This is a genomic window from Tropicibacter sp. S64 (assembly GCF_049803835.1).
Classification (GTDB): domain Bacteria; phylum Pseudomonadota; class Alphaproteobacteria; order Rhodobacterales; family Rhodobacteraceae; genus Pacificoceanicola.
In genome coordinates this window covers 579997-597562 of sequence record NZ_JBNAGK010000001.1, presented here as the reverse complement: position 1 = coordinate 597562, position 17566 = coordinate 579997, and the positions used below count along the sequence as shown (strand labels likewise).

General features: G+C 65.0%; 24 protein-coding genes. 7 read left to right on the top strand and 17 right to left on the bottom strand.

Annotation, left to right across the window (positions count from 1 at the left end; translation table 11 throughout):
- Positions 1–22: 22 nt before the first annotated feature.
- Together ACP159_RS02855 and ACP159_RS02850 are read right to left on the bottom strand one after the other, a co-directional pair.
- Positions 23–457: a hypothetical protein gene (locus tag ACP159_RS02855; protein ID WP_425098109.1), complete on the bottom strand. Its 435-nt coding sequence runs from the start codon at positions 455–457 to the stop codon at positions 23–25.
- Between the two features lie 5 nt (positions 458–462).
- On the bottom strand, positions 463–1644 hold the full coding sequence (locus tag ACP159_RS02850) for a lytic murein transglycosylase (RefSeq protein WP_425098108.1): 1182 nt from the start codon (positions 1642–1644) through the stop codon (positions 463–465).
- 215 nt (positions 1645–1859) lie between these two features.
- Here ACP159_RS02850 and ACP159_RS02845 point away from each other — a divergent pair, with 215 nt between their 5' ends.
- Positions 1860–2228 carry a response regulator transcription factor gene (locus tag ACP159_RS02845; RefSeq protein WP_425098107.1) on the top strand — a complete coding sequence of 123 codons (369 nt, stop codon included), beginning with the start codon at positions 1860–1862 and terminating at the stop codon, positions 2226–2228.
- On the opposite strand, the gene ACP159_RS02840 is transcribed toward ACP159_RS02845, so the two are convergent.
- From ACP159_RS02840 to def (ACP159_RS02810), 7 genes are all read right to left on the bottom strand, one after another.
- A complete protein-coding gene (locus tag ACP159_RS02840) occupies positions 2225–3214 on the bottom strand; it encodes a glutathione S-transferase family protein (protein ID WP_425098106.1) in 990 nt (329 codons plus the stop codon). The genes ACP159_RS02845 and ACP159_RS02840 overlap by 4 nt on opposite strands.
- 105 nt (positions 3215–3319) lie before the next feature.
- A complete protein-coding gene (locus tag ACP159_RS02835; RefSeq protein ID WP_425098105.1) occupies positions 3320–3556 on the bottom strand; it encodes a GlsB/YeaQ/YmgE family stress response membrane protein in 237 nt (78 codons plus the stop codon).
- Positions 3557–3569: 13 nt separating this feature from the next.
- On the bottom strand, positions 3570–3806 hold the full coding sequence (locus tag ACP159_RS02830; protein WP_425098104.1) for a hypothetical protein: 237 nt from the start codon (positions 3804–3806) through the stop codon (positions 3570–3572).
- A 6-nt stretch (positions 3807–3812) separates the two neighbouring features.
- The gene (fmt, locus tag ACP159_RS02825) at positions 3813–4724 is read right to left on the bottom strand and encodes a methionyl-tRNA formyltransferase (protein WP_425098103.1); all 912 of its coding nucleotides are present in this window, start codon (positions 4722–4724) and stop codon (positions 3813–3815) included.
- A 120-nt stretch (positions 4725–4844) separates the two neighbouring features.
- Positions 4845–5351 carry a peptide deformylase gene (def, locus tag ACP159_RS02820; protein ID WP_425098102.1) on the bottom strand — a complete coding sequence of 169 codons (507 nt, stop codon included), beginning with the start codon at positions 5349–5351 and terminating at the stop codon, positions 4845–4847.
- Complete coding sequence (def, locus tag ACP159_RS02815) at positions 5348–5845, bottom strand: peptide deformylase (protein ID WP_425098101.1); 498 nt, start codon at positions 5843–5845, stop codon at positions 5348–5350. The genes def (ACP159_RS02820) and def (ACP159_RS02815) overlap by 4 nt, the downstream gene beginning before the upstream one ends.
- Positions 5842–6366, bottom strand: a complete 525-nt coding sequence (def, locus tag ACP159_RS02810; protein ID WP_425098100.1) for a peptide deformylase — start codon at positions 6364–6366, stop codon at positions 5842–5844. The genes def (ACP159_RS02815) and def (ACP159_RS02810) overlap by 4 nt, the downstream gene beginning before the upstream one ends.
- 125 nt (positions 6367–6491) lie before the next feature.
- Between def (ACP159_RS02810) and ACP159_RS02805 the strand changes: the two genes are divergently transcribed.
- Positions 6492–7667 carry a MalY/PatB family protein gene (locus ACP159_RS02805; protein ID WP_425098099.1) on the top strand — a complete coding sequence of 392 codons (1176 nt, stop codon included), beginning with the start codon at positions 6492–6494 and terminating at the stop codon, positions 7665–7667.
- A 3-nt stretch (positions 7668–7670) separates the two neighbouring features.
- Here ACP159_RS02805 and ACP159_RS02800 read toward each other — a convergent pair whose 3' ends face one another.
- The 6 genes from ACP159_RS02800 to ispH form a co-directional block, all read right to left on the bottom strand.
- Positions 7671–8294, bottom strand: coding sequence for a trimeric intracellular cation channel family protein (locus tag ACP159_RS02800; RefSeq protein WP_425098098.1), 624 nt, complete (start codon positions 8292–8294; stop codon positions 7671–7673).
- A 190-nt stretch (positions 8295–8484) separates the two neighbouring features.
- Positions 8485–8934, bottom strand: a complete 450-nt coding sequence (gene rnhA, locus ACP159_RS02795) for a ribonuclease HI (RefSeq protein WP_425098097.1) — start codon at positions 8932–8934, stop codon at positions 8485–8487.
- Complete coding sequence (locus tag ACP159_RS02790; protein WP_425098096.1) at positions 8927–9523, bottom strand: class I SAM-dependent methyltransferase; 597 nt, start codon at positions 9521–9523, stop codon at positions 8927–8929. Before ACP159_RS02790 ends, rnhA begins: the two co-directional genes overlap by 8 nt.
- The gene (locus tag ACP159_RS02785; RefSeq protein WP_425098095.1) at positions 9520–9981 is read right to left on the bottom strand and encodes a DUF3429 domain-containing protein; all 462 of its coding nucleotides are present in this window, start codon (positions 9979–9981) and stop codon (positions 9520–9522) included. Before ACP159_RS02785 ends, ACP159_RS02790 begins: the two co-directional genes overlap by 4 nt.
- A 68-nt stretch (positions 9982–10049) precedes the next feature.
- The gene (locus ACP159_RS02780; RefSeq protein WP_425098195.1) at positions 10050–10664 is read right to left on the bottom strand and encodes a LysE family translocator; all 615 of its coding nucleotides are present in this window, start codon (positions 10662–10664) and stop codon (positions 10050–10052) included.
- Positions 10665–10835: 171 nt separating this feature from the next.
- The gene (ispH, locus tag ACP159_RS02775; protein WP_425098094.1) at positions 10836–11795 is read right to left on the bottom strand and encodes a 4-hydroxy-3-methylbut-2-enyl diphosphate reductase; all 960 of its coding nucleotides are present in this window, start codon (positions 11793–11795) and stop codon (positions 10836–10838) included.
- A 137-nt stretch (positions 11796–11932) separates the two neighbouring features.
- Between ispH and ACP159_RS02770 the strand changes: the two genes are divergently transcribed.
- Positions 11933–12376 carry a c-type cytochrome gene (locus ACP159_RS02770; protein ID WP_425098093.1) on the top strand — a complete coding sequence of 148 codons (444 nt, stop codon included), beginning with the start codon at positions 11933–11935 and terminating at the stop codon, positions 12374–12376.
- Positions 12377–12380: 4 nt separating this feature from the next.
- Here ACP159_RS02770 and ACP159_RS02765 read toward each other — a convergent pair whose 3' ends face one another.
- Both ACP159_RS02765 and ACP159_RS02760 read right to left on the bottom strand, forming a co-directional pair.
- A complete protein-coding gene (locus ACP159_RS02765; protein ID WP_425098092.1) occupies positions 12381–12833 on the bottom strand; it encodes a YqaA family protein in 453 nt (150 codons plus the stop codon).
- Positions 12834–12867: 34 nt separating this feature from the next.
- Entirely contained in the window at positions 12868–13440 is a 573-nt protein-coding gene (locus tag ACP159_RS02760) for an NYN domain-containing protein (protein WP_425098091.1), read from the bottom strand.
- A 137-nt stretch (positions 13441–13577) separates the two neighbouring features.
- Between ACP159_RS02760 and folK the strand changes: the two genes are divergently transcribed.
- From folK to ACP159_RS02740, 4 genes are all read left to right on the top strand, one after another.
- Complete coding sequence (gene folK, locus ACP159_RS02755; protein ID WP_425098090.1) at positions 13578–14138, top strand: 2-amino-4-hydroxy-6-hydroxymethyldihydropteridine diphosphokinase; 561 nt, start codon at positions 13578–13580, stop codon at positions 14136–14138.
- A gap of 80 nt (positions 14139–14218) precedes the next feature.
- Positions 14219–14572, top strand: a complete 354-nt coding sequence (gene rpoZ / locus ACP159_RS02750; RefSeq protein ID WP_425098089.1) for a DNA-directed RNA polymerase subunit omega — start codon at positions 14219–14221, stop codon at positions 14570–14572.
- A gap of 23 nt (positions 14573–14595) precedes the next feature.
- Positions 14596–16743, top strand: a complete 2148-nt coding sequence (locus tag ACP159_RS02745; RefSeq protein ID WP_425098088.1) for a RelA/SpoT family protein — start codon at positions 14596–14598, stop codon at positions 16741–16743.
- A gap of 16 nt (positions 16744–16759) precedes the next feature.
- On the top strand, positions 16760–17413 hold the full coding sequence (locus ACP159_RS02740) for a DUF2062 domain-containing protein (RefSeq protein ID WP_425098087.1): 654 nt from the start codon (positions 16760–16762) through the stop codon (positions 17411–17413).
- The last annotated feature ends 153 nt before the right edge of the window (positions 17414–17566 follow it).

Sequence of the window (17566 nt, the reverse complement as noted above, 5' to 3'; positions counted from 1 at the left end):
CCTACAGGCCGCCCCGCTCCGATCAGGGACAGGGCAGATAGGTATAGCTGTCCGCATCCGGCGCATCGCCGATCTCGCTGCGGGTCAGCGTGCCGTCCTCGTTCAGCGTCAGAGACACAAGCCGCTCCCACGCCATGCCTTCACCAGTGAAGGCAAAGCTGCCCTGCACCTGCGTCTCACCGCGTTCGGACAGGCGGTCCAGCGTGGCGCGGCTCTCGTAAAAGGTCAGCGTGCTTTCCCCGACCGTCATCAACCCCTTGGCGTCGTCCCGCCCCGGCTCGCAGTCGGCGGCCACCAGACCCCAACGGCCTTGCAGGGCCGCCGGGATTTCCGGAACCGCCTCCGCCGTCAGGCAGGCCGACAGGGCAAGCAGGGGCAGACACTGGGCGACGAGACGAAGCGCAGCCCCGGGCTTGACCCGGGGCCTGATGGCCTGCGCCCGCGCCCGGCCCGCCATCACCGTTACAACCGGCTCAGCAGCGCCGGGGTCGGCCAGCCGTCCACCGGCAGGCCGACCTCCTGCTGCATGACCCGCACAGCCGCCCGCGTTCCCGCTCCAAGAATGCCGTCGATCTCGCCCACGTCATGCCCGTGCGCCGCCAGCTTGCGCTGCAGTTCCTTCATCTGCGGCCCGTCCAGCCCCGGCTGCGGGTTGCCCGCGTCATAGACCGGCGCCCCCATCAGGCGGGTGCCGAAATAGGCGGCGGTCAGGACGTAGGTGAAGCTCTGGTTCCACTCGAAATAGACGCGGAAATTCGGGTAGGCGAGGAACTGCGGACCGTCCTTGCCCTGCGGCAGCAGGATGGACGCCATAAGACGGCCATCGTCCAGTTGCCCCTCGCGCGCCCGCACGCCAAGCTGTTCCCAGTCGGCCACGCTCATCTCGGTCTGCAAACCCGTCAGAGACCAGTCGAAATCCTCCGGCAGGCGGATCTCCTGTAACCATGGCTCGCCGTAGCGCCATCCCAGATGCGAGAGCATCTTCGCCCCGGACATCAGCGCATCCGGCGCGGAGGTCTTCAGCATCACATGCCCGTCACCGTCGCCGTCCACGCCGTTTTCGAGGATGTCCTTCGGCAGCATCTGCACCATGCCGATCTCGCCCGCCCAGGCGCCGGTGGTCGTCGCAGGGTCGAAATCGCCGTGTTCGTAGAGCGAGAGCGCGGCGAAGATCTGCGGGCGGAAAATCTCGGGGCGGCGGCAGTCATGTGCCAGAGTGACCAAAGCGTTCAGCGTGTTGAAATCACCCTGGAAAGCGCCGAAATCGGTCTCGAAGGCCCAGAAGGCCAGCAGCACCCCGCGCGAGATGCCGAATTCCTGCTCGATCCGGTCGAAGACGGAGTCATAGCGCTCCGACATCTGCCGGCCCTTGTCGAGCCGGTTCTGCGAGATCAGCTTGCGAGAGAAGGTAATGAACGGGTCCTGAAAGATGCCCTGCCGCTGGTCCGCCTTGAGCACGCTCTGCGCCTGCGTGGCGGAGGACAGGAACCGCCGGGCCGTCGCCTCGTCATGGCCGAGCGAGACAGCCTCCGCCACCAGCCCGTCCTTGAACGCCGCGAAACCGCCGCCACAGGGCACCTCCTGTGCGCTGGCCGCTCCCGCAAAGCCGATGATCGTTGCCGCAATCGCGCCGAAAAACCGCATGAAACCTCCTGAATCCGCGCATTCTCAGCGGCGCACAGTAACAGCGCCCTGCGCATGGGCAAGCGCCAGAACAATCAATTTCCAGCGACGATTCATGCTTTGTTCACTCGGCTTACCAAAGCGTTAACACTTTCTTCAGATTTGCCGCCCTACACACGGAGAATGTCAGATGTGTTCATCACCCGGTTTCGCCGGGGTTCCGGAGTTCGCCAGCCATGGTGCTGATCGTCGAAAGCAATGCGACCCTTGCCGCGCTGTGGCAGCGGCACCTGGAGCGGCTCGGCCGGCGTGTTCTCGTGGCCCAAACGGATGAAGACGCCTACACGTTGCTGCGCGAGGTCACCTTCGAGGTGATCATCCTCGATCTGGTCCTGGAACAGGGCAGCGCCCTGTCGGTCTCCGACTACGCCAGCTACCGCCAACCGGACGCGCGGGTGATCTTCGTCACCAACACCAGCTTCTTCTCCGACGGCTCGATCTTCCAGCACTGCGCCAATGCCTGTGCCTTTGTCACCAGCGCGACCGCTCCGGCCGATCTGGCCGCCATGGCCGACCATTACGGCCAGCCGCGGCTGACAGCCTAGGCCGCCTTCAAAGCACCGCGCCCGTGCGGCGCGTCCAGGTCCAGCTCCGGTCCGATCGGCACGATCCGATGCGGATTGATGCTCTCGTGGCTGTAGTGATAGTGCCGGGTGATGTGGGTGAAATTCACCGTCTCCGCCACCCCCGGCCATTGATACAGTTCGCGCAGGTATCCCGACAGGTTCGGATAATCCACGATCCGGCGCCGGTTGCACTTGAAGTGGCCATGATAGACCGCGTCGAAGCGGATCAGCGTGGTGAACAGCCGCCAGTCCGCCTCGGTGATCCGCTCGCCCATCAGGTATCGCCGCGCCGCCAGCCGCTCCTCGATCCAGTCCAGCGTGTCGAACAGCGGGTGCACCGCATCATCATAGGCCGCTTGCGTCGTCGCAAAACCGCTCTTGTAGACGCCGTTGTTCACGGTGTCATAAATCCGTGCATTGACCGGCTCGATGGCCGCCCGCAGGTCGTTCGGCCAGAAATCGGCGGTATTGCCGGTGATCCCGTCGAAAGCGGAATTGAACATGCGGATGATCTCGGCGCTCTCGTTGGACACGATGGTCTCGCGGTCCTTGTCCCAGAGCACCGGAACCGTCACGCGGCTGGTCACCTTGGGATCGGCCTTCGTGTAGATGTCCCGCAGGAACCGCAGACCGTAAAGCCGATCGCCCGTTGCGCCATCCTCATCCGCCTCGAAGGTCCAGCCGTCGTCCAACATGTCGGGATGCACGACACTGACAGGGATGATCTCCTCCAACCCCTTTAGCGCGCGGAAGATCAACGTGCGGTGCGCCCAGGGACAGGCATAGCTGACATAGAGATGATAGCGCCCGGCCTCCGCCTGGAACCCGCCGTCTCCGCTCGGCCCGGCGCTGCCGTCTGCGGTGATCCAGTTGCGGAAACTGGATTCCTTGCGCTCGAACGCGCCGCCCTTCGAGAGCGCCTCCAGCGATTGCGTCTTCCACGCGCCATCCTGCAGATGTCCCATGGTGTCCTCCTTTTGCCTTTGCAACAGGACCTAGCCTGATGCGGGCACCGGACAAAGACGAAGACCCGCGCAGAGGCTGCGCAGGTCCGCACAAAGGCACAGGATTCACTTGCCGAAGAAGGTCTTGAACGCCCAGAGCAGCAGCATGGCACCCAGCACCGCGCCGACCAGCCCCGCCAGCATACCGGTCAGGGCCAGCAGGAACCGCAACACCAGCCCGCCGATCAGCGCACCGCCGATACCGATGCCGATGGTCTCCAGCGTACCCAGCCGCAGGTTCATGAACCGCGTGGCGAGAAACCCCGCCGCCGCGCCGACGATGATCAGCCAGATGATGCCCATGGGACCTGTCTCCTCACTTGCGCCAGTGGAACGGCACGATGATCAATGCGCCAATGGACGAGGCAATCGCGTTCAGCCCCGGAGAGCCGAAGCCGATGCCGAACATCAGCCGGATGAAATAGGCGAGGAAGGCCCCGCCAATGCAGATGATGATGCTTTGCAGAATGCCGTTGTGGGTGAAACCGGACCGCTCCGACGCGTATCCGACGATCCCGGCGATCACCACGGTGCCGATGAGAACGGGGAACATCTGTCGTCAGCCTCCGAGGATCGTGCCGTTGGGGATGGGATGCCCGCGCAGGAAAACCTCGGCCTCCTGCACCCCCTTCCCGGCACGCTGTGCGCGGGTAACCTGCACCGCACCGGTGCCGCAGGCAATGGTGAATGTGTCGTCAAGCGCTGTCCCGGGCACACCCGTGGCCGCGCTGACCCTCGCACCGAGCAACTTGATCCGCTCCTCGCCGTGCAGCGTCCAGGCCCCGGGAAAGGGCGACAGGCCACGGATCTGCCGGCTCACCATCTCCGCCGGTTGCGCCCAGTCCACCGCCGCCTCGGCCTTGTCGATCTTTGCCGCATAGGTCACGCCGTCCTCGGGCTGCACCTCGGGCACCAGCGCCCCGAGCCGCGCCAGCGCCTCGCCGATCAACCGCGCGCCCAGCGTACTCAGCCGGTCATGCAATTCGCCCGTGGTCTCCTCGTTTTCGATCTCCAAAACCTCGCGCAGCAGCACCGGCCCGGTATCCAGCCCCGCTTCCATCTGCATGATGCATACGCCGGTTTCGGCATCTCCGGCCATGATCGCCCGGTGAATCGGCGCCGCCCCACGCCAGCGCGGCAACAGGCTGGCATGGATGTTCAGACAGCCATGTTTGGGCGCGTCCAGAACGGCCTGCGGCAGGATAAGACCGTAGGCCACGACAACGGCCACATCCGCGTCCAGAGCGGCGAACTCCGCCTGCGCCTCCGCGCCCTTCAACGACACCGGATGCCGCACCGGCAGGCCCAGGGCCTCCGCCCGCGCCTGCACCGGCGTCGGCCGGTCCTTCTTGCCCCGCCCGGCGGGCCGCGGCGGCTGGCAATAGACGCAGACGATTTCGTGTCCCTCTTGATGCAGGGCTTCGAGAACCGGCACCGAAAACTCCGGACTCCCCATGAACACCAGCCGCATGACACCGCTCCCTGCTTCTTCTTGGCCCAAATACCCCAAAAAGCGGGGCACAGCCCCGCCCTACGATCTGTCGCGCAGACCTCCGCCGAACAGGATCACACCATCCCGTAGGGCGGGGTTTTACCCCGCACCCCCGCGCAGCTTCCGCGCCTTCTTCACCAGCATGTCCCGCTTGGTCCGGCTCAGATGGTCGATGTAGAGCTTGCCGTTCAGATGGTCGATCTGGTGTTGCACAGTCGTCGCCCAGAGGCCGGCGAAATCGCGCTCCACCGTCTCCCCGTGCTCATCCATGAACCGTACGGTCACCGCCCGGGGCCGGGAAATCACCGCCGAGACGCCCGGCAGGTTGGGCGAGGCCTCCTCGTGCTCCCGCAGCTTGACGCTCGCATGCAGGACCTCCGGATTGGCCATCCGCACCACCTGCCCCCGCGTCTCGGAGGCATCCACCACCGCCAGCCGCAGCATCACCCCGATCTGCGGTGCGCCCATGCCGACACCGGGCATGGCCTCCATGGTATCCACCATGTCCTGCCACACTGCCCGGACTTCATCGGTGATCTCCGAAACCGGCTCCGCGACGGTCTTGAGCCGCTTGTCCGGATAGGGAATGCACACACGCACCGTCATGCCAGCGCCTCATACTCCGCCAGAACCGCCGCCCGTTCCGCCGCTCCAAGACGGTCGAAATGCATCACCCCGTCCAGATGATCGTACTCATGCTGCGCGATGATCGCAGCCGCCCCGGTCATCCGGGCCTCATGCCGGACGCCATCCAGATCCGTGTAAGCCAGCGTGATCGCCCGATGCCGCGCGACCTCCGCCGTCACCCCCGGCACCGACAGACAGCCCTCCGGCCCGTCCGCCATCTCCTCGGACCGAACCAAAATCTCCGGGTTGATGCAGGCCAAGGGCGTCTTCGCGCCCTCCTTCCACCCGGCATCCATCACGAAGACCCGCGCCATGACCCCGACCTGCGGCCCCGCCAGCCCCCGGCCCGGCGCGGCGTACATGGTCTCGAACATATCTGCCACGACATCCCGCAAATCCGTGACATCCCCGACCGGCGCACAGACCTGCGCCAGCCTCGGATCGGGCCATTTGAGGACCGGCAGAACGCTCACACCTTCTCCCGCGCCAGCTCTTTCTTCAGCTTGACCATCTTGCGGGTGATCATCTGCCGCTTCAAAGGCTTCAGGTAGTCGATGAACAGCTTGCCATCCAAATGGTCGATCTCATGCTGCACGCAGGTCGCCCAGAGCCCGTCAAACGTCTCGGTCTTCACCTTGCCGTCCCGGTCGATCCACTCGACATCCACCACCTTCGGCCGCGTCACCTCCGCATACTGATCCGGGATCGACAGGCAGCCCTCCTCGTAGGTGTTCGTCTCGTCCGACGAGGCAAGCAGCCTCGGGTTGAACATCACGAGCGGACGCGGGGCCTCGCTCTCGCCCTTCACGCAATCGAGCACGATCAACCGCTGCATCACGCCAACCTGCGGTGCCGCCAGCCCGATGCCCGGCGCGTCGTACATGGTCTCCAGCATGTCATCGGCCAGCGCCCGCAACTCGTCCGACAGATCGGCCACGGGCTCACAGAGCTTCTTCAGCCTCGGATCGGGGTGAATGAGAATGTTTCGCTTCATGGCGCTGATTTAGGGCCAAGCGCGGGAAATCGCAACAACGGCGATACCGCTCCAGCCGTGCTTTTCACCCTTGAAGAGCCGCAAACTTCCGGCAACCAATAGGGCAAAAGCAGAAAGGACCATCCATGAGCCGTTTCGACGAAGAGATCGACCGTTTTGGCAGCCATTGTTCCAAGTGGGACATGATGGAGCCGATCTATGGCGTCCCGTCGGACGGCGGCCTCGCCATGTGGGTCGCTGACATGGACTTCCGCCCGCCCGAGTGCGTGCAGAAAGCCGTGCAGAAGATGGCCGATCACGGCGTCTACGGCTACTTCGGCAACGACAGCGCCTACCTGAACGCGATCCAGTGGTGGATGCAGGCGCGCCACGGCTGGACGGTGGACCCCAAGAGCGTCTTCACCACCCACGGCCTCGTCAACGCCGTGGGCCTCTGCGTCGACGCCTTCACCAATCCCGGCGACGGTGTCGTCCTCTTCACTCCCGTCTACCACGCCTTCGCCCGCGTCATCAAAGCCGCAGAACGCAGCGTGGTCGAATGCCCGCTGGTGCAGCGGGACGGCCGGTACGAAATGGACTTCGACGCCTACGACGCGCAGATGACCGGCTCCGAACGCATGCTCATCCTCTGTTCGCCGCACAACCCCGGCGGTCGCGTCTGGACCCGCGCCGAACTCAAAGGCGTCGCGGCTTTCGCCAAGCGGCACGACCTGATCCTCGTCTCGGACGAAATCCACGAGGACCTCGTGATGCCCGGCCACAAGCACACCACCATGCCGCTGATCGGCGGCGATGTGGAGGAGCGACTGGTCATGCTCACCGCCGCGACGAAGACCTTCAACATCGCCGGCTCTCACACCGGCAACGTCATCATCCCGAACCCCGACCTGCGGGTGCAGTTCGCGGCGCGTATGGGGGCGCTCGGCATCTCGCCCAACTCCTTCGGCCTGCACATGATCACCGCCGCCTATTCACCGGAGGGTGCGCAATGGGTCGATGATCTGACGACTTATCTCGACGAGAACCGCCGGGCTTTCGACGCCGCCGTCAACGCCATTCCTGGCCTGAAATCCATGCCGATGGAGGCGACCTACCTCGCCTGGGTGGACTTCTCCGGCACCGGGATGGATCGCGCCGAGTTCACCCGCCGCGTGGAAAAGGACGCGAAGATCGCCGCCAACCACGGCCCGACCTTCGGCACCGGCGGCGAGAGCTTCCTGCGCTTCAACTTCGGCACCACGCGGGCACGGGTGATCGAGGCCGGAGAACGCCTGCAAAAAGCCTTTGGCGACCTCCAGTAAAGGTCAGAAATTGCGGGGCGGGCGCGGTTTGTAGACCGGCAATTTCCAGCCAAAGGCAATCGAGCCCGCCCTGAGCGCAAAGGTGGTGATCGCGGCACACAGCGCCGCGATGTCCGCCCCTAGACCGAGCGAGACCGCCGCCGCCAGCGCCCCGGACCCAGCCAGCGCACAGGTGACGTAAAGCTCGCCCTGCTTGAGCACCAGCGGCACCTCGTTCGCCACCACATCGCGCATCAACCCGCCGCCGCAGCCGGTGGTGATCCCCATGACCAGCACGATCGGCAACGGCAGGCCCAACGCCGCCGCGATCCCCGCACCCGCCGGAACCGCCACCGCCAGCGCCGCCGCATCGAGCCAGAGCAGCACCCGATACCGGCTCTCCAGATGCGGCGCGGCAACAAAAACCACAAGCGCCGCCACACAGGTCAGCGCGAGATAGACCGGCTCGCCAATCCAGATCGGCGTCCGGTCCAGCAGCAGGTCGCGCAGCGTCCCGCCTCCCAGCCCGGTCAGGCTGGCAAAGAAGGCAAACCCGACGATGTCGAGCTGCGCCCGGCTGGCCACCAACGCCCCGGTCAGGGCAAAGACCAGCACGGATGTGTAATCGAGGAAGGTGAGAAGGGTCATGTCCGCTTGTAACCGCCTGCGTCCCGCAATCTGAACCGAAAAATCACACTCAGGCCATCAGCGCGACGGCATGCCATGCGCCCCTGTAGTCTTCTTTGGTCCATAAATACCTCGGGGTCCGGGGCAGAGCACCGAAAGAAAAATTTCGCCCCGGAAATTTTTCCACCCCGGAAAACACTGCAATCAACGGCTATTTGAACGGCGCCATGCCTTCGCGCGCCAATTCGTCCGCCCGCTCGTTCTCCGGATGCCCGGCGTGCCCCTTGACCCATTCCCAGGTCACATCGTGCCGCGCCTGTGCCGCGTCCAGCCTTTGCCACAACTCGACGTTTTTCACCGGCTTCTTTGCCGCCGTCTTCCAGCCGTTCTTCTTCCAGCCGAATATCCAGCCGGTCACACCGTTCTTCACATATTGCGAATCCGTGACCACCGTGATCCGGGACGGACGCGACAAGGACTCCAGAGCCGAGATCGCCGCCATCAGTTCCATCTGGTTGTTTGTCGTGACCTTGTCGCCCCCGTTCAGCGTGCGCTCCTTCACGACCACATCGCCGTCCATTGCACGCAGCAGCACCCCCCAGCCACCGGGGCCGGGATTTCCGGAGCAGGCTCCGTCGGTATAGGCAAAAAGGTCAGGCATGGGCGGTGACGGATATCCAGTCCGACAGGCTGCCGTCAAGCCCCCTGTCCCGTCCGCGTTCATACGCTCCCGGCGACAGGCCGGCGTCCTTCAGAAGCCGGGTCAGATCACCTTCGGTATAATAGCTGTAGAGCCGTCCGATCCGGTCCCGACGCTCGCCTGTCCCTTCCTTGACAGCGATGTGGAACAGCCCGCCGGGCCGCAGGATGCGGGCGATCTCGCGCAGATGCCGGGGCAGCGCCTTGCGCGGGGCATGCAGGAGCGAGAAGTTGGCCCAGACGCCGTCGAACGATGCGGCGTCGATCTCCGTCAAGTCGTCGAAACTGGAGAGCCGCGCCGTCACGCCCGGATGTTTCTCTGCCAGCGCCACCATCCCGGACGAGGCATCCCACGCCTCCGGCCTGAGCCCCGACTGCGCCATATACGCCGCCGATGTCCCCGGCCCGCAGCCGAGGTCCAGCACCCGCGCGCCCGGCGGCAGGGCGTCGATGAAGCGTTGCAGGGTCGCGTCCGGTCCTTCGGACGCGGTCACCTCGGCGTATTCCGCCGCGCGCAGGTCGTAGACGTCGAGCGTGATCCGGTCCGTCATGTCAGCACCGTCACCAGAAGGCACAGGATCACCAGCCCGCTCAGCAGCAGCCTCAGCCGCATCCACCACGGCGGCGCGAGGCCCCAGCGCCAGAACTGCCAGTCGAGCATCAGCAGACCCGCGTATCCTCCGATCAGGTACACCGCCGCCGAGACCGGCCCGCCGCCGGTGAAGAAGAACGCCCAGAGCGCCGGAAGCGTCGACAGCGCGTAGCCTGTCGCCGCCTGCCCGCCTGTAGTCTTGCTGGCAAAGCCCCAGAGCACGCCGGACATGAAGGCAAGGATGATCGCGCCGTAGAACAGCTGGATGTACGGGCCGGTGAAGCGACCGCCGAGGGTTCGGGCCGAGACCTCCGCAAGTGGGGCAGACAGCACCGTCAGGGCACCCCAGGCGAAGGGGATCACACCGGCAAGACCCAGCAGGAGGGCGGCGCGGGGAATGGTCTGGTCTTTGGTCATGGTCAGTCGGTTATCGTGCCTCGTCCGCCCAACAGTTAGGGCATGCGGCCCGGGCTGGCCACCCGCGATCAGAGCCGCTCCAGCGCCAGCCGCCCGGCCAGCAACGTGAACAGCCCGGCAAAGCTGCGATTGAGCCAGCGCATGATCCGCTCACTGCCGAGCAGCCAGTCCCGCGCCCGCGCCGCGAAGGCACCATAGGCAACAAAGACGGCGAAGGTCAGCGCCATGAATACCGCGCCGAGCAGGGTCATTTCCGCCGTTGCCGTAGCAGGGTTGCCCGAGAGAAACGGCGGCAGCAATGCAAGGAAAAAGATCGAGAGCTTCGGATTCAGGATGTTGATCAGGGCGCCCCGGGTGGCGATACGCAGGCCCGGCTCCGGGCTGGCGTTGGCATGAACCGACAAGGCCCCGCCGCTGCGCAGCGCCTGCCAAGCGAGCCAGAGCAGGTAAGCGACGCCAATGATCTTGACCACCGTGAAGAGCGTGGCGGAGGTGTGCAGCAGCGCGGCAAGGCCAAACGTCGCGGCGGCGAGGTGGGGCACGATACCGACCGTGCACCCCAGCGCCGCCCAGATCGCCGCCCGCCGGCCCCGGCCAAGACCGATGGCCAGCGTGTAAAGCACCCCGGTGCCGGGAGCGAGGACGACGACGAAGGCGGTCAGGAGGAACTGGGCAGAGAGCATGGCGGCATTTTCCAGATGGTTGCCCCCGCACCTTACCCGATCCGGACGCCGCGCCAATCGCAGCTGTGTCACGTTTTGTGACAGCGCCATGCCACTCCAGGCAAGACTCGACCTTACCCATGGGTAAGATTATGAAATAACTTAATAATTTATTAACGGCAGCGTGCCCCGTCAGGTTGGCTCGCGCAGCACCCGCGGCACCTTGAACTCGACGCTCTCCTGTGCGGTCTCGACCAGCCTCACCGTCGTGTCGAAGCGGGCGCGGAAGGCGTCCACCACCTCGTCGATCAGCACTTCCGGAGCGGAGGCTCCGGCGGTGATGCCGATGCTGGAAATCCCGTCCAGCGCCCGCCAGTCGATCTCCGACGCCCTTTGCACCAGCTGCGCATAGCCGCACCCGGCCTTGCGGGCGACCTCGACCAGCCGCTTCGAATTGGAGGAATTCGGTGCTCCGACCACCAGCAGCGCATCGCAATCCGGCGCGATGGCCTTGACCGCTTCCTGCCGGTTGGTGGTCGCGTAGCAGATGTCTTCCTTGTGCGGTCCGACGATGGCCGGGAAGCGGGCCTGCAACGCCGCGACGATGTCCGCCGTATCGTCCACGGAGAGCGTGGTCTGGGTGACGAAGGCGAGCCGCTCCGGGTCGCGGACCTGCACCTGCGCCACGTCGTCCACCGTCTCCACCAGCAGAACCTCGCCCTCGGGCAGCTGTCCCATGGTTCCGATGGTCTCCGGATGCCCGGCGTGGCCGATCATGATCATCTGAAGGCCGTTCTCCGAATGCCGGGAAGCCTCGATATGGACCTTGGAGACCAGCGGACAGGTGGCATCGACATAGATCATCTCGCGCGCGGCGGCGGCGGCGGGAACCGATTTCGGAACGCCGTGCGCAGAGAAGATGACCGGACGGTCATCCGGACACTCGGTCAGTTCCTCGACAAAGACCGCGCCCTTGGCCCGCAGGTCGTCCACCACGTACCTGTTGTGCACGATCTCATGGCGGACGTAGACCGGCGCGCCCCATTTCTGCAGGGCCATCTCGACGATCTTGATGGCGCGGTCGACCCCGGCGCAGAACCCGCGCGGGGCGGCGAGGTAGAGGGTCAGGGGCTTGAGGGTCGTCTGGGTCATGGCACGTCTCCTTGCCCCACCGCAGGTAATGCCAACGGCTTCGCACGTCCAGTCTCGCCTCACCGCCGCGTGACTTGCCTTCCAGCGGGGGAAGGCCGGTACAGTGTGCCAACGAACCGGATGGAAAGGATTCACGCGTGCGGAACATCACCCTCGGCCTTGTTGCCTGCCTCATTCCCGTTGCCACTTCGGCGGAAAACCTCGTTCCCTACGAGGATGCCGCTCGGGTGCAAAGCGGGGCGGCGCTCTATGCGGATCATTGCGCCGCCTGCCATGGAGCCGACCTTGCGGGCCAGCCGGATTGGCAGGTGCAGAAGGCGGACGGCTATCTGTCCGCGCCGCCGCATGACGAGACCGGGCACACCTGGCACCACGCCGACCCGCTGCTGATCGACATCGTCACGCGGGGGACTGAGGCGATTGTCGGGGGGACCTACAAGTCCGAGATGATGGGATTTGCCGAGGTTCTGAACGAGGCGGAGATCCTCGACGTGCTGGCCTATATCAAGTCGACTTGGCCGCCACGGGTGATCGAGATCCACAACGAGATCAACGCCCGCGCCGCCGTCTTGAAGGAATGAGGCGTCAGCCCGTGCCAAGGCCGATGGCCCAGGCTAGGGCGATGTAGCGCCCGGTCTTGGCGAGCGAGACGAGCAGCACGAAAAGCCAAAGCGGCGTGCGCATGATCCCGGCAATGACGGTGAATGCGTCGCCGAGCGGGGCCCAGCTGAGCAGCAGCGTCCAGACGCCGTAACGGGCATACCAGCCCTGCGCGCGGTCGAGTTGGGTGGCGGAGGCCGGGAACCACCGGCGGTCCCGGTAGCGCTCGATGCCGCGTCCGAGCACGTAGTTGACCACCGCCCCGAGCGTGTTGCCGACACTGGCAAAGGCGATGATCCAGCCGAGCAGGATGTCGCCCTGCAATTGCAGGGCGGCAAAAACCAGCTCAGATTGGAAGGGCAGGATCGTGGCGGCGCCGAAGGCCGCCAGAAACAGCCCGCCGAGCGCGGCGAGCTGGTCCAAAGGCAGGAGTGTCATGCTCCGGCCCTCCCCAAAAGGGCCGGAATTTGCATCACTTGCCCGAGGCAACCTCGAAGTTGCGTTCCACCGGCTGTTCGCGCGGGGGACGGCCGATGACGTCGCGCAACTCGTCCAGTTCGATGAAATTGTCGGCCTGGCGGCGCAGTTCGTCGGCGATCATCGGCGGCTGGCTGCGTATGGTCGATACAACCGAGACGCGAACGCCTTGCCGCTGAAGCGATTCGACCAGCGGCCGGAAATCGCCGTCGCCAGAGAACAGGACGATGTGGTCAACCCGGGGCGCAAGCTCCATGGCATCGACCGTCAGTTCGATGTCCATGTTGCCTTTCACCTTCCGGCGACCCTGGCTGTCGGTGTATTCCTTGGCCGGTTTCGTCACCATGGTGAAGCCGTTATAGTGCAGCCAATCCACCAGCGGCCGGATCGGAGAATACTCGTCATTCTCCAACAAAGCCGTGTAGTAGAAGGCCCTTACCATCTTGCCGCGCCGTGCGAACTCTTGCCTCAGGAGCTTGTAGTCGATGTCGAACCCGAGCGCCTTTGCCGCCGCGTAAAGGTTCGAACCATCAATGAACAGCGCCAGCCGTTCGTCTTTGTAAAACATGAAATGTCCTTCCTTACAAAGTGGCCTGCCTGAAATCGTGAGTGTGAAATTGAGGGCAGACCCTGTGAATAAGGTAAAGTAATCGGGGGTACGTTCAAGGGGTTTCGTACCCCCATAAGGATAGTGTGACCACCATGATGGGTAAGAAATTCGCGATTGCGCTCGGCTCGAACCTTGGCTCGACGGCGGGCGGACCGGCCCAGACTCTCGCCGCTGCGCTGCACGCGCTGGCGACCGAAGGGATGGCCCTGCGCCGCGTCAGCCGGTTCTTTGCCACCCCCTGTTTTCCGGCCGGGGCCGGTCCGGATTACGTGAATGCCTGCGCGGTTCTGAGCGCGGAGGAGGACGCCCGCGCGGTGCTCGACTGCCTGCACCGGATCGAGGCCGCCTTCGACCGCGAGCGCAAGGCGCGGTGGGGCAGCCGGACGCTGGACCTCGACCTTTTGACCTTCGGCGAGGCCGTCCTGCCGGATCGCGAGACCTTTGCCCATTGGCAGGCGCTGCCGCTGGAGACCCAGATGCAGGCCACGCCGGACCGGCTGATCGTTCCGCACCCGCGCCTGCACGAACGCGCCTTCGTCCTCGTGCCGCTCGCGGATGTCGCGGCGGACTGGCGCCATCCGGTGCTGGGCCGGACCGTGCGCCAGATGCGGGACGCCCTGCCGGACGATCTGACGCGGGATGTCGTGGCTTTGTGATGTCTTTCGGCTTGTCAATAGATATGTTCCACGGTATGTCGTCGGCTTCTGACGGCACCCGCAGGAAATAGGAGCGCCCAATGGCCCGCGTTACAGTTGAAGATTGCGTCGACAAGGTTCCGAACCGGTTCGAGCTGGTTATGCTCGCCGCGCACCGCGCCCGCGAGATCTCCGCCGGGGCCGCGATCACCGTCGACCGCGACAACGACAAGAACCCGGTCGTCTCCCTGCGCGAGATCGCCGAGGAGACCCAGTCCGCCGACGAGCTGCGCGAGCGCCTGATCGAGTCGAACCAGACCCAGATCGAGGTCGACGAGCCCGAGGACGACGCCATGGCGCTGCTCATGGGCGCCGAACAGGACAAGCCGCAGGAAGACGACCTGTCCGAAGAGAAGCTCCTGCGCGCGCTCATGGAGGCGCAGGGTCAGGGCTGACACGCCATAAAGGTTGATCGCGGATGATCGCTGCCGAAGACCTCATTGCCCTCGTCCGCAATTACAACCCGAAGACCAACGAAAAGCTGATCCTCGCGGCCTACGAGTATGGCCGCGAGATGCACAAGGGCCAGACCCGCAAATCGGGCGAGCCCTATTTCACGCATCCCGTCGCCGTTGCCGCCATCCTGACCGAGCAGCAGCTGGACGATGCGACGATCATCACCGCCCTGCTGCACGACACGATCGAGGACACCCGCGCCTCCTATTCCGACGTGGCGGAGAAGTTCGGACGCGAGATCGCCGACCTCGTCGATGGCGTGACGAAGCTCACCAACCTTCAGCTGTCGTCGAGCGAGAGCAAGCAGGCGGAGAACTTCCGCAAGCTGTTCATGGCGATGTCGAAGGATCTGCGGGTCATCCTGGTGAAGCTCGCCGACCGCCTGCACAACATGCGCACGATCAAGGCCATGCGCCCGGAGAAGCAGGTGCAGAAGGCCCGCGAGACCATGGACATCTTTGCCCCGCTGGCGGGAAGGATGGGCATGCAGTCGATGCGCGAGGAACTGGAAGATCTCGCCTTCCGCGTGCTGAACCCGGAAGGCCGCGCGTCGATCATCCGGCGGTTCGTGACGCTGCAAAAGGAGACCGGCGACGTGATCCACCGGATCACCTCGGACATGCGCTATGAGCTGGAACGCGCCGGAATCGAGGCGGAGGTCTTTGGCCGCGCCAAGAAGCCCTATTCGATCTGGCGCAAGATGCAGGAGAAGAAGATCGGCTTCTCCCGCCTGTCGGACATCTACGGCTTCCGGGTCATCACCCGCACGGAGATGGACGCCTACACGACCCTTGGCGCGATACATCAGCGCTGGCGGGCGGTTCCGGGGCGATTCAAGGATTACATCAGCCAGCCGAAATCCAACGGATACCGCTCGATTCACACCACGGTGTCCGGCCGCGACGGCAAGCGGGTGGAGGTGCAGATCCGCACCCGCCAGATGCACGAAGTGGCGGAAACCGGCGTGGCGGCACATTGGTCCTACCGCGACGGGGTCAGGGCCCAGAACCCCTTTGCCGTCGATCCGGCGAAGTGGATTGCCGGGCTGACCGAGCAATTCGACGCCGAGGAAGATCACGACGCCTTCCTCGAGGCGGTGAAGCTGGAGATGTACTCCGACAAGGTATTCTGCTTCACGCCCAAGGGCGACGTGGTGAAGCTGCCGAAGGGGGCGACGCCGCTCGATTTCGCCTATGCCATCCATACAAGGATCGGCTCCGCCTGCGTGGGGGCGAAGGTGGACGGGCTGCGCGTGCCGCTCTGGACGCGGCTGAAGAACGGCCAGTCGGTGGACATCATCACCGCGGAGGGGCAGGCGCCGCAGGCGACCTGGCTGGAGATCGCGCAGACCGGCAAGGCAAAGACCGCCATCCGCCGGGCGCTGCGCGAGGCGAACAAGGAGCGTTATGCCAAGCTCGGGCACGAGCTTGTCCGCGCTGCCTTCGAGAATGCCGGGAAGAAGGTCACCGACAAGGTGCTGGAGACCGCGGCAAAGACGCTTCGGCTGGAGGATGCGGAGACGCTGCTGGCGCGGGTCGGCAGCGCCGAACTGACGGCGCGGGAAGTGGTCGAATCCGTCTACCCGAACCTTGCCATCCAGGACGGCGCGCTCATCGAATTCAAACGCGCGGTGATCGGGCTGGAGCACGGGCAGGCCTTCGAACGGGCGAAATGCTGCCAGCCCTTGCCCGGCGAGCGGATCGTCGGCCTCACGCACCGCGGCAAGGGTGTGTCCGTCCATACCATCGACTGCGGCGCGCTGGTCAATTTCGAGGACCAGCCGGACCGCTGGATGGACCTGCATTGGGCGGACGGGGCGCATCCGGCGGTCTACGCGGTGTCACTCGAACTCACCATCACGAACGACGCGGGCGTGCTTGGGCGGATTTGCACATTGATCGGCGAGCAAAGGGCCAATATCTCGGACTTGCGATTCATTGATCGGAAACCGGATTTTTATCGGCTGCTGATAGACGTGGATCTGCGCGATGCCGAGCACCTGCATTCGGTCATGTCCGCCCTCGAGGCAGAGAGCAACGTGGCCTCGCTCGACCGGCGGCGCGATCCGAGCCTCGCAGCAGCCCCGGCGATGCCATCCGCGGCGGAGTGATTGGAAAGGCAAGGGATTGGTCTTCAAGCGACGCGATAGACGCCCGGTGCTGCAGATCCTCAAGGAACTGCTCTGGCCGCGCGGCGGCTGGGGGCGCGCGGCGCAGTATGTCCGCCACCGGGTGACCCGGCTCCCCGACCCGCCACATCGCATCGCCCGGGGTATCTTTGCCGGCGTGTTCACCACGTTCACGCCATTCTACGGCCTGCATTTCGTCGTCGCGGGCATGCTGGCCCTGATCCTGCGCGGCAACATCCTCGCGGCCCTGCTGTCCACCTTCTTCGGCAACCCCCTGACCTACGTTCCGATCGGCGTGGCGTCTCTGAAGACCGGCTATTGGCTGCTCGGGGTCGAGGGTAAACATGTCAACCCGGAACAGCACAGCGGGCTGGTCGAGAAGTTCGTGAAGGCCGGGCAGGATTTGTGGAACAACCTCTGGGCCGTGTTCCAGGGAAAGCCGGTGTCCTGGGTCGACCTGTCGATCTTCTACGATCAGGTCTTCTACCCCTACATGATCGGCGGCATCCTGCCCGGCATCCTCGCGGGGCTGGTCATGTACTACATCTCGCTGCCCATCCTGACCGCCTACCAGAACCGGCGCAAGGGCATGCTCAAGGCCAAGCTCGCGGCGCTCAAGAAGAAAAAGGAAGCGGAGCGCAAGGCCGACTGACGCGCAGCCGGTCCCCGTTTCTTCTCTTTGCAAAATACTCCGGGGAGGCCCGCCGGGCCGGGGCAGAGCCCCGATGCGCGGTCCGCAGGACCGCGCCGGGGGGGGGGGGCCCCGCCCCCGCCCACCCAAACACCCCCCCCAAGAGAACAAAAA

Excerpts from the sequence above, each read along its gene's own strand:
- ACP159_RS02855 (WP_425098109.1), bottom strand. The coding sequence starts at position 457 with ATGGCGGGCCGGGCGCGGGCGCAGGCCATCAGGCCCCGGGTCAAGCCC.
- ACP159_RS02850 (WP_425098108.1), bottom strand. The coding sequence starts at position 1,644 with ATGCGGTTTTTCGGCGCGATTGCGGCAACGATCATCGGCTTTGCGGGA.
- ACP159_RS02845 (WP_425098107.1), top strand. The coding sequence starts at position 1,860 with ATGGTGCTGATCGTCGAAAGCAATGCGACCCTTGCCGCGCTGTGGCAG.
- ACP159_RS02840 (WP_425098106.1), bottom strand. The coding sequence starts at position 3,214 with ATGGGACATCTGCAGGATGGCGCGTGGAAGACGCAATCGCTGGAGGCG.
- ACP159_RS02835 (WP_425098105.1), bottom strand. The coding sequence starts at position 3,556 with ATGGGCATCATCTGGCTGATCATCGTCGGCGCGGCGGCGGGGTTTCTC.
- ACP159_RS02830 (WP_425098104.1), bottom strand. The coding sequence starts at position 3,806 with ATGTTCCCCGTTCTCATCGGCACCGTGGTGATCGCCGGGATCGTCGGA.
- fmt (WP_425098103.1), bottom strand. The coding sequence starts at position 4,724 with ATGCGGCTGGTGTTCATGGGGAGTCCGGAGTTTTCGGTGCCGGTTCTC.
- def (WP_425098102.1), bottom strand. The coding sequence starts at position 5,351 with ATGACGGTGCGTGTGTGCATTCCCTATCCGGACAAGCGGCTCAAGACC.
- def (WP_425098100.1), bottom strand. The coding sequence starts at position 6,366 with ATGAAGCGAAACATTCTCATTCACCCCGATCCGAGGCTGAAGAAGCTC.
- ACP159_RS02805 (WP_425098099.1), top strand. The coding sequence starts at position 6,492 with ATGAGCCGTTTCGACGAAGAGATCGACCGTTTTGGCAGCCATTGTTCC.
- ACP159_RS02800 (WP_425098098.1), bottom strand. The coding sequence starts at position 8,294 with ATGACCCTTCTCACCTTCCTCGATTACACATCCGTGCTGGTCTTTGCC.
- rnhA (WP_425098097.1), bottom strand. The coding sequence starts at position 8,934 with ATGCCTGACCTTTTTGCCTATACCGACGGAGCCTGCTCCGGAAATCCC.
- ACP159_RS02790 (WP_425098096.1), bottom strand. The coding sequence starts at position 9,523 with ATGACGGACCGGATCACGCTCGACGTCTACGACCTGCGCGCGGCGGAA.
- ACP159_RS02785 (WP_425098095.1), bottom strand. The coding sequence starts at position 9,981 with ATGACCAAAGACCAGACCATTCCCCGCGCCGCCCTCCTGCTGGGTCTT.
- ACP159_RS02780 (WP_425098195.1), bottom strand. The coding sequence starts at position 10,664 with ATGCTCTCTGCCCAGTTCCTCCTGACCGCCTTCGTCGTCGTCCTCGCT.
- ispH (WP_425098094.1), bottom strand. The coding sequence starts at position 11,795 with ATGACCCAGACGACCCTCAAGCCCCTGACCCTCTACCTCGCCGCCCCG.
- ACP159_RS02765 (WP_425098092.1), bottom strand. The coding sequence starts at position 12,833 with ATGACACTCCTGCCTTTGGACCAGCTCGCCGCGCTCGGCGGGCTGTTT.
- ACP159_RS02760 (WP_425098091.1), bottom strand. The coding sequence starts at position 13,440 with ATGTTTTACAAAGACGAACGGCTGGCGCTGTTCATTGATGGTTCGAAC.
- folK (WP_425098090.1), top strand. The coding sequence starts at position 13,578 with ATGGGTAAGAAATTCGCGATTGCGCTCGGCTCGAACCTTGGCTCGACG.
- rpoZ (WP_425098089.1), top strand. The coding sequence starts at position 14,219 with ATGGCCCGCGTTACAGTTGAAGATTGCGTCGACAAGGTTCCGAACCGG.
- ACP159_RS02745 (WP_425098088.1), top strand. The coding sequence starts at position 14,596 with ATGATCGCTGCCGAAGACCTCATTGCCCTCGTCCGCAATTACAACCCG.